The sequence below is a fragment of the Rugosimonospora acidiphila genome (assembly GCF_039543385.1).
Taxonomy (GTDB): Bacteria; Actinomycetota; Actinomycetes; order Mycobacteriales; family Micromonosporaceae; genus Rugosimonospora; species Rugosimonospora acidiphila.
In genome coordinates this window covers 1-8,573 of sequence record NZ_BAABJQ010000065.1, presented here as the reverse complement: position 1 = coordinate 8,573, position 8,573 = coordinate 1, and the positions used below count along the sequence as shown (strand labels likewise).

Genomic DNA, 8,573 nt, shown 5'->3' with positions numbered 1-8,573 from the left:
CGCGTCGGTTGGTGGTGTCGCATGCGTTTCATTCGGTGTTGATGGAGCCGATGTTGGCGGACTTCGCGGCGGTGGTGGAGTCGTTGGAGTTCGGTGAGCCGGTGTTGTCGGCGGTGTCGACGGTGACGGGTGAGCCGGTGACGCCGGGGTTGTGGTCGGATCCGTCGTATTGGGTGGGGCAGGTTCGTCAGACGGTGCGGTTTGGTGATGCGGTGGTCGCGTTGGAGGGTCTGGGTGTTTCGGGGTTGTTGGAGTTGGGTCCGGATGCGGCGCTGACCGGGGTAGCCCAGGAGATCGTGGGCTCGGACGTGGTGACGGTGGCGGCGCAGCGTCGGGACCGGGATGAGGTCGAGTCGTGGCTGACCGCGCTGGCCCGGTTGCACGTGTCCGGCACGCCGGTGCAGTGGCCGAGCACCGCGGCGCCGGAGTTGGACCTGCCCACGTACCCGTTCCAACACCAGCACTACTGGCTCAAGCCCGCGGAGACCGCCTCGCCGGTCCACCACTTCGCCTGGGAGCCGGTCACCAGCAGCCCCGCTCCGAGCCTGGCCGGGCGCTGGCTGCTCGCCATGCCCGAACAGGCCCGGGCGGGTGTCGCGGCCGGCGTCGTGCGGGCGTTGGTGGAGCATGGCGCCGAGGCGGTACCGGTCACGCTGTCCGACCTCGACCGGGCCGCGCTCGCCGACCGGCTGCGCGTGGAGGCCGACGGCATCAGCGGGGTGATCTCCCTGCTCGCCCTGGATGAGCGGGACAGCCGCGGTGCGGCCGGCACCGCCCTGCTCGTGCAGGCCCTGAACGACGCCGGGGTCGCCGCGCCGCTGTGGTGCCTCACCGCCGGCGCCGTGGCCGCCACCCCCGACGACGACCTGCCGGGCGCCATTCAGGCTCAGGTGTGGGGTGTCGGGCGCACGGTCGCCGCCGAGCACCCCCAGCTGTGGGGAGGCCTGGTGGACCTGCCGGCCGACCTGGACGAGTCGGCCCGCGGGCACCTGGCCGCCATCCTCGCCGGTGCGCTGCTCAACGGTCGTGAGGACGAACTGGCGATCCGGGAGGCCGGTGCCTACGCGCGCCGGCTGACCACCGGTCGCCCCGGGCCGGTACCCGTCTGGCGGCCACGCGGCACGGTACTGATCACCGGCGGTACCGGTGCCCTCGGTGCGACAGTGGCACGTCACCTGGCCGAGCGCGGGGCGGCCCACCTCGTCCTGATGAGCCGGCGCGGGCCCGACGCCCCCGGCGCCGACGAGCTGACCCGCGACCTGCGAGAGCGGGGCTGCCAGGTGACGGTGGTGGCCGGCGACGTCGCGGACGAGCAGGCGCTGGCCGCGGTCCTGGCGGACATACCCGCCGACGCCCCGCTGACCGCCGTCGTGCACGCGGCGGGCGCGCTCGACGACGGGGTGCTCGACGCCTTGACCCCGCAGCGCTTCGCCACCGTCTTCCACGGCAAGGTGCTCGCGGCGTACCACCTCGACCGGCTCACCGCAGAGCTGGACCTCGACGCCTTCGTACTCTTCTCCTCGATGGCGGGCTCGCTCGGCGCCGCGGGCCAGGGCAGCTACGCGGCGGCGAACGCGTGCCTGGACGCGCTGGCCGAGCGTCGCCGTGCCGAGGGCCTGCCGGCCACCTCGATCGCCTGGGGTCCGTGGGACGGCACCGGCATGGCCGCCGAGCGCCCCGAGATGCGCCGCCGCCTGCAGGGCGCCGGCATCCGGCTGCTCGACCCGCAGGCCGCGCTGGCCGTCCTCGACGGGGTAGCGCTCGGCGCCGAGCCGACCACCCTGGTCGCCGACGTCAACTGGCAGCGATACGCCAGCGGCGCCCCCAACGCCGCCGCGCGGTCGGTCTTCGCCGACCTTGCCCCCGCGCCCGCCGAGGATCCGGACGTCCGCCCGGCGGTCGACGATTTCGCCGCCCGCCTGCGCGCCCTACCGCGCGCCGAGGCCGCGCGGGTCGTCTCCGACCTGGTACGCACCCAGGTCGCCGCCGTGCTGGGCCACGAGGACACCGCGTCGGTGCATGAGAGCAGGTCGTTCACCGACAGCGGCTTCACCTCGCTGATGGCCGTGGAGCTGCGTAACCGGCTGGGAGCGGCGACGGGCCTGAGCCTGTCGGCGACCCTCGTCTTCGACTTCCCGACGCCGGTGCTGCTGGCGGAGCACGTCTGCGACCAACTGCTGGGCTCGGTCTCCAGCGCAGACTCGGCCCCGGTCCCGGCCACCGTCGCGAGTACGGGCGATGACCCGGTGGTGATTGTTGGGTTGGGTTGTCGTTTCCCGGGTGGGGTGGTTTCGGGTGAGGGTTTGTGGGATGTGGTGGCTGGTGGGGTGGATTGTGTGGGGCCGGTGCCGGCGGGTCGTGGTTTTGGTGGGGTGGTTGGTGGGTTTTTGGACGAGGCGGGTGGGTTTGATGCTGGGTTTTTTGGGATTTCGCCGCGTGAGGCGTTGGCGATGGATCCGCAGCAGCGGTTGTTGTTGGAGGTGTCGTGGGAGGCGTTGGAGGGGGCTGGGGTTGATCCGTTGTCGGTGGGTGGGGATCGGGTGGGGGTGTTTGTGGGGACGAATGGTCAGGATTATGTGTCGTTGATGCGTGGTGGTTTGGGGGTTGAGGGTTTTGTGGGTACGGGTTCGGCGGCGGCGGTGTTGTCGGGGCGGGTGTCGTATGTGTTGGGGTTGACGGGTCCGTCGGTGACGGTGGATACGGCGTGTTCGTCGTCGTTGGTGGCGTTGCATTTGGCGGTGCAGTCGTTGCGGGTGGGTGAGTGTGATATGGCGTTGGCGGGTGGGGTGACGGTGATGTCGACGGCGGGGGCGTTTGTGGAGTTTGGGGTGCAGGGTGGGTTGTCGGGTGATGGTCGGTGTAAGGCGTTTGGGGATGGGGCTGATGGTGTTGGTTGGGGTGAGGGTGTGGGGGTGTTGGTGGTGGAGCGGTTGTCGGATGCGCGGCGGTTGGGGCATCGGGTGTTGGCGGTGGTGCGGGGCAGTGCGGTGAATCAGGATGGTGCGTCGAATGGTTTGACGGCGCCGAATGGTCCGTCGCAGGAGCGGGTGATTCGGGCGGCGTTGGCGAACGCGGGTTTGTCGGCGGGGGATGTGGATGTGGTGGAGGCGCATGGTACGGGTACGAGGTTGGGTGATCCGATTGAGGCGGGGGCGTTGTTGGCGACGTATGGGCAGGGTCGGCCGGTGGGTCGGCCGTTGTGGTTGGGTTCGGTGAAGTCGAATTTTGGTCATACGCAGGCGGCGGCGGGTGTGGCGGGTTTGATCAAGATGGTGATGGCGATGCGGGCGGGGGTGTTGCCGCCGACGTTGCATGTGGGTGAGCCGTCGTCGCATGTGGATTGGGCGTCGGGTCAGGTTCGGTTGTTGAGGGAGGGTCGGGAGTGGGTTGGTGGTGGGCTGCGTCGGGCGGGGGTGTCGTCGTTTGGTATTTCGGGGACGAACGCGCATGTGATTTTGGAGGAGCCGGCTGGGGTTGAGGTTCCGGTCGAGGGGGTGTCGGTCGGCGGGGTGCCGGTGGCGGTGGTGGTGTCGGGTTGGCCGTGGGGGTCGTTGCGGGGGTTGGCTGGTTCGGTGGTGGGGGTGTTGGAGTCTGGTGTGGGTGTGGGGGATGTGGCGCGGGCGTTGGTGGGGGGTCGGGCGTTGTTGCCGTTGCGGGCGGTGGTGGTTAGTGGTGATGTGGTTGAGGGTTTGCGGGGGTTGGTTGAGGGTGTGGAGGTGCCGGGTGTGGTGGTGGGTGAGGCGTTGCCGACGGTGTCTCGCCTGGGTGTGGTGTTTACGGGTCAGGGTGCGCAGCGGGTGGGGATGGGTGCTGGTTTGGCGGCGGTGTTTCCGGTGTTCGCGGGGGCGTTGGATGAGGTGTGTGGGTTGTTCGGGTCTGGTTTGCGTGAGGTGATTGAGTCGGGGGTGGGGTTGGAGCGTACGGGGTGGGCGCAGCCGGCGTTGTTTGCGGTGGAGGTGGCGTTGTGGCGGTTGTTGGAGTCGTTCGGGGTGCGTCCGAGTGTGGTGGCGGGGCATTCGATTGGTGAGGTTGTCGCGGCGCATGTGGCGGGGGTTTTCTCGTTGTCGGATGCGGTGCGGTTGGTGGCGGCGCGGTCGTCGTTGATGGAGGCGTTGCCTGAGGGTGGGGCGATGGTGGCGGTGAACGTGTCGGAGGACGCGGCCCTGCGGGTGCTGCCCGGGGGTATCGCGGCCGTGAATGGTCCTTCCTCGGTGGTGTTGTCGGGGGTGGAGGGTGAGGTGTTGGCGGCGGTTGAGGCTTTGGGTGAGGTGCGGTCGCGTCGGTTGGTGGTGTCGCATGCGTTTCATTCGGTGTTGATGGAGCCGATGTTGGCGGAGTTCGCGGCGGTGGTGGAGTCGTTGGAGTTCGGTGAGCCGGTGTTGTCGGCGGTGTCGACGGTGACGGGTGAGCCGGTGACGCCGGGGTTGTGGACGGATCCGTCGTATTGGGTGGGGCAGGTCCGTCAGACGGTGCGGTTCGGTGACGCGGTGGTCGCGTTGGAGGGGTTGGGGGTTACGGGGTTGTTGGAGTTGGGTCCGGATGCGGCGCTGACCGGGGTAGCCCAGGAGATCGTGGGCTCGGACGTGGTGACGGTGGCGGCGCAGCGTCGTGACCGGGATGAGGTTGAGTCGTGGCTGACCGCGCTGGCCCGGTTGCACGTGACCGGCACGCCGGTGCAGTGGTTCACCGGTGGGCATCGGCATGTTGACCTGCCGACGTATCCGTTCGATCACCAGAACTACTGGCCCGAGATCGAACCGGAGACCGCGGACACCTCCGCCTGGACGTACGCCAACGACTGGCAGCACGTCGAACTGCCGCAGACCGGCCTGACCGGAACCTGGCTCGTGGCCCTGCCCGCGGACCTACCGGGCACCCAGCGGCCGCTCGTCGCGGCGGTCACCATGGCCCTCGCCCGCGCCGGTGCCGACATCGTCGCCGTGGACCTCGGGACCGGGCTCGACCGGACGGCGATGACCGCCCGGCTCACCGAGCGGCTCGCCGCGCACGACGGACCGGCCCCGGTCGGGGTGCTGTCGCTGCTGGCCCTCGCCCCGGGCGACGGCGTCGCCGCGCCCGGCCTGGCCGCGACGCTGGTGCTGCTTCAGGCGCTCGGCGACGCCCGGGTGTCGGCGCGGCTCTGGTGCGTGACCAGGGCGGCGGTGGCCACCGGCCCGCAGGACCCGGGCGGCAGCGACCAGGAGCAGCTGTGGGGCTTCGGCCGCACCGCGGCGGCGGAGTACCCGCAGCGTTGGGGTGGCCTGCTCGATCTGCCGTCGGTAGACGGCACGGCCGATCCGGCCCTGATTCCGGGAGTGCTCGCCGGGGACGAGGACGAGGTGGCGCTGCGGGCGGACGGCGTGTACACCCGCCGCCTGCGCCGCCGCGAAGACGTGGCGACGGACTGGGAGCCGCGCGGCACAGTGCTGATCACCGGCGGCACCGGCGCGCTCGGCGGCCAGGTGACGCGCTGGCTGCTGACCAATGGCGCCCAGCGTGTGGTCGCGGTGAGCCGCCACGGCGGCGAGGCATCGGGCACCGCCGAACTGGCGGCGGAGTTCGGCTCACGGCTCGAGATAGTGGCCGCGGACGTCACCGACCGGGCGGCCATGGCCGCGCTGCTGGACGCCCACGCGCCGACGGCCGTCGTGCACGCCGCCGGTCTGCTGGACGACGCCGTCATCGACTCGCTCACCCCGGCTCGCCTCGACACGGTGCTGGCCGCCAAGGTGACCGGCGCGGCCATCCTCGACGAGCTGACCCGGGACCGGCAGCTCGACGCGTTCGTCCTGTTCTCCTCGCTGGCGGGCACCTTCGGCTCGGCCGGGCAGGCGAACTACGCCGCGGCGAACGCCGGGCTCGACGCCATCGCCCGGCAACGGCTGCGCTCCGGGCACCGGGCGGTCTCCATCGCCTGGGGACCGTGGGCCGGCGCGGGCATGGCCAAGGACGGCGCGGCCGAACGGATGCGTCGTGCGGGCGTGCGCCCGCTGCCCGCCGAGGCCGCGCTCCGCCTGATCACCGCTGCCGGCGACGCCGGTGGGACGCTGGTCGTCGTCGACGTGGACTGGCCGCGATACCTGCCGGGCCTCACCGCCACCCGGCGCCGGCCGCTGTTCGACGAACTGTCCGAGGCGGAGGGCTTGGCACCCGAGAGCGCACCGCCGGTGCTGGACCTGCGCGCCCACCTGGCCACCCTGTCGGAATCGGGCGTACGGCAAACCCTGACCTCTCTGGTGAACAGCAACGTGGCCGCGGTGCTCGGACACCGCGACGCCACCGTCATTGACCCGAACCGGCCGTTCAGCGAGATCGGGTTCACCTCGCTGTCCGCGGTCGAACTGCGCAACGCCCTCAACACCGCCTGCGGCATCGCTCTGCCCGCGGGCCTCATCTTCGACTACCCCACGCCGTCGGCCCTGGTCGAGCACCTGCGGCGGGAACTGGTCGGCGAGCCGCTGTCTCCGGTGGAGCGGCTGATGGCAGACCTGGACCGGCTGGAAAAGGAACTGGTCGACGAGGACCGCGTCGCGGTGGCGAAACAGCTCGCCACCGTGATCGGGCGCTGGAACTCGGCCGGGAACGCCGACGGTGTAGCGGATCGGATCGGCACGGCGACTGACGACGAGATGTTCGAACTGCTCGGTAAAGAGTTCGGCATCTCCTGACGCTTGCTTGGAGCGCAACCGATGGACGACAACGAGGACAAGCTCCGTTACTTTCTCAAGCGGGTGACCGCGGACCTGCACGAGACCCGACGCCAGCTACAAGAGGCGAAGACTCGTCAGCCGCTGGCTATCGTCGGGATGGGCTGCCGCTTTCCGGGCGGGGTGCGCTCGCCCGAGGACCTGCACGAGCTGGTGCTGGCGGGTACCGACGCCATCACCGGGTTCCCCACGGATCGCGGCTGGAACCTGGACGCCCTGTACGATCCGGACCCCGACCGTCCGGGCACGGCGTATGTCCGCGGTGGCGGTTTCCTCGAAGACATGGCGGGCTTCGACGCGCAGTTCTTCGGGATCTCGCCGCGCGAGGCGGTGGCGATGGATCCGCAGCAGCGGCTGCTGCTGGAGACGGCGTGGGAGGCGATCGAGCGCGCGGGCATCGACCCGGCGTCGCTGCGGGGCAGCCGGACCGGGGTGTTCGCCGGAACGAACGGCCAGGACTACGGCACGCTGATGCTCGGCGCCACGGACCCGGTCGACGGCCACCTGGCCACCGGCGCGGCCGCGAGTGTGCTGTCCGGTCGCCTGTCGTACGTCCTGGGCCTGGAGGGCCCGGCCATCACCGTGGACACCGCGTGCTCCTCCTCGCTGGTGTCGCTGCACCTGGCAGTTCAGGCGCTGCAACGGGAGGAGTGTGACCTGGCGCTCGCCGGCGGCGTCACGGTGCTGCCCACCCCCGGGTCGTTCATCGCGTTCTCCCGGCAGCGGGGCCTTGCCTCCGACGGCCGGTGCAAGGCGTTCGCCCGCGCGGCCGACGGCACGGGCTGGGGCGAGGGCGTGGGCATGCTGCTGGTGGAGCGGCTGTCGGACGCGCAGCGGTTGGGTCATCCGGTCTTGGCGGTGGTGCGTGGTTCGGCGGTGAACCAGGACGGTGCCTCGAATGGTTTGACGGCGCCGAATGGTCCGTCGCAGCAGCGGGTGATCCGGGCGGCGTTGGCGGATGCCGGGTTGTCGCCGGCCGAGGTGGACGCTGTGGAGGCGCATGGTACGGGTACGACGTTGGGTGATCCGATCGAGGCGCAGGCTCTGTTGGCGACGTATGGCCAGGACCGGTCGGAGGATCGGCCGTTGTGGTTGGGTTCGATCAAGTCGAACATCGGGCACACGCAGGCCGCGGCCGGGGTCGCGGGCGTCATCAAGATGGTGATGGCGATGCGGGCCGGGGTGCTGCCGCCCACCCTGCATGTGGATGAGCCGACGCCGGAGGTGGATTGGTCGGCGGGCACGGTTCGGTTGTTGACCGAGTCGCGCTCGTGGGATGCGCTGGATCGGCCGCGGCGTGCGGCGGTGTCGGCCTTCGGGATGAGCGGCACGAACGCGCACGTGGTGCTGGAGCAGGCTCCCGCGCTGGAGCCGGCACCGTTGGTTCAGCGGGTGGCTGTTCCTGGTGGTGTGGTGCCGTGGGTGGTGTCGGGTCGTTCGGTGGAGGCACTGGGCGCGGCGGTGGGTTCGTTGGCCGAGTGGGCGTCGGCTGGCTCGGTGGATGTGGGTGCGGTGGCTGCTGGGTTGGTGGGTCGGTCGCGGTTTGAGTATCGGGCGGTGGTGGTGAGTGAGGACCCGAGCGAGTTGGTGGCGGGGTTGAACGAGGCGCAATCGGGTCGGGTGGTGGGTGGTCGTTTGGTGTGGGTGTTTCCTGGTCAGGGTTCGCAGTGGGCGGGTATGGCCGCGGCCCTGTTGGATGAGTCTCCGGTGTTTGCGGAGGCGATCGCTGAGTGTGAGGTGGCGTTTGGTGGGTTGGTGGATTGGTCGCTAGTTGAGGTGTTGCGGTCGGGGGTGGTGCCGGAGCGGGTGGATGTGGTGCAGCCGGTGTTGTTCGCGGTGCATGTGGGGTTGGCGCGGGTGTGGGGG

General features: G+C 70.6%; 2 protein-coding genes. Both read left to right on the top strand.

Translation table 11 applies throughout. From position 1 onward, the window contains the following. The first annotated feature begins 50 nt into the window (after positions 1 to 50). Positions 51 to 6,668 (top strand): SDR family NAD(P)-dependent oxidoreductase, encoded by a 6,618-nt coding sequence (locus ABEA87_RS41965; RefSeq protein ID WP_345639382.1) that lies wholly within the window; start codon positions 51 to 53, stop codon positions 6,666 to 6,668. Between the two features lie 21 nt (positions 6,669 to 6,689). Continuing rightward, positions 6,690 to 8,573, top strand: a 1,884-nt coding sequence (locus ABEA87_RS41960; RefSeq protein WP_345639381.1) for a type I polyketide synthase, incomplete at its 3' end; no start/stop codon positions are given.